Genomic DNA, 1763 nt, shown 5'->3' on the forward strand with positions numbered 1-1763 from the left:
AAGTCTAGGGATAAAAAATGAAATGGCTGTTAAGCGTCTGCGCTTTCTTTTGTTTTGGCTCTGTGACCGCTCAAACAATGAGCCCCATTCTTCTGGAAGCTGATGTTGGAAGAGAGTCGGGAGTTTTTTCGAAATCTCCAGTTGTTCAAAGGGCGATATTGCTTAAGCCTTCCATGCAAACAGATACGGCTTTGCTCTTTTATCGTGGTTGGTCTGGAATTGCCAACATTAAGACGGAAAATGATTGGAAAAGAAACTTAAATTATTTACAAAACAATACTGAGTTGTTTGCTCAGTCTGGCATAGCGCTTGTTGTCATGGATTGCCCTAGTGATGAAAATAGCGTTACACCAGGTAATAAGCCATTGGGGTGTAATGATGACTATCGATCTTCTGTGAAGCATGCCGATGACGTAAGAAAAATTATGACTCTACTGAAAGAAAAGTATGGGATCAAAAATTTTTATGTGATGGGCCATAGCTACGGAACAATCTCATCAAAGTGGCTTGCTAAAAATCTGGGTACTGAAATAAAGGGCAGTATTCATTCTGCATCCATGACTGTGGCTAATAACTACAACAGAAGCTATGGCTCTTCAGTGGAGTCATTTGATATGTCAGCATTGAGGGCGCCCGTGTTGAATATTCATCATGGCGATGATCAGTGCTCCCATACCCCTTATGCAACTGTTGTGGCATATTCTAAAAATAATTTGATAACAGTAAAAGGCGGTGAGGGTACGGGGGACATATGTGGTGGAACGCACCTACATTCGATGGGGGGCAGGGAAGAGGCCGCTACAAAAGCAGTTATTCAGTGGATTAAAACTGGTCAAGTTCAATCCACTGTTGGCGAATAGCTTATCAAGGGACCCGAGTGTCCTCGCTCCCTTTTTATTAAGGGGTATTTGAGCTTAGTAAATTCGTACAAATCTTATTGCTTCTATGTTTTAGCGCATTGTTCTCTAATTGATAGGCGGCTCATTGCGCGCGAGAGGGTAGATGCGCTTGAATAACCTGTATGACGTGCCGCCTGCTTTAAACCTATGCCATCGACAATGAGTCTATGAGCTAAATTCAGCCGAATTCTTTCTATGTATTTGCCGGGCGTTATTTGCATCAATTTCTTAAATTGATGGGCATACGATGTACGCGACATACCTGCTTCTAGAGCAAGGGCATCTAGAGACCAGTTCTTGGATGCGTCCTCATGGATAGCAACAAGGGTTTTGGCAATTCTTGGATTGGCTAAAGCGCTAAATAGGCCAGTAGTTTTTTGTGGCCGAGCAACCAAATGCCTGAGCAAGCCAATCAGCAAAATATCTCCAGCCCGATTAATTAATAAAGGCTGTCCACATCTGGTGGCTGCCATTTCACTTGAAATTAAACGCACAATTTGAGTGAGTGAAGCGTCTGCATTTTCTAAGTTAATTAAAAGCTGTTCTGAAAACTCCGATAAAAACATGGGTGCCAATGGCCCATCTAGTTCAACCTCAAAGCTCATCCACTTCTTTGCATGCGGTGGCAAAACCATATCATCAAGGGCCGGGCATACGAGTAGCACCATATTCTCTAAAGAAGAGCCTAGTTTTTGTGGATTTATATCAACCAGGATATGTAAGCCAAATCCGACGGGCTGATCATTAAGTGACACTCGCGGGGCAAGCCCTTGCAGAAGGGCGGACAGTCTATCTAGATTGGGAGTGGGCATATTTGTACTAAAAGCAAATAAATATGGACACATTGTTGCATTTAATCAGCAA

General features: G+C 42.8%; 2 protein-coding genes. One reads left to right on the top strand and one right to left on the bottom strand.

The genetic code is table 11. The features are described from left to right. Positions 1-17: 17 nt before the first annotated feature. Positions 18-860 (top strand): alpha/beta hydrolase, encoded by an 843-nt coding sequence (locus B7Y67_RS17080; protein ID WP_293599655.1) that lies wholly within the window; start codon positions 18-20, stop codon positions 858-860. An 83-nt stretch (positions 861-943) separates the two neighbouring features. On the opposite strand, the gene B7Y67_RS17085 is transcribed toward B7Y67_RS17080, so the two are convergent. Continuing rightward, on the bottom strand, positions 944-1711 hold the full coding sequence (locus tag B7Y67_RS17085; protein ID WP_293599656.1) for an AraC family transcriptional regulator: 768 nt from the start codon (positions 1709-1711) through the stop codon (positions 944-946). Between the last annotated feature and the right edge of the window lie 52 nt (positions 1712-1763).

This window comes from Polynucleobacter sp. 35-46-11 (genome assembly GCF_002281105.1).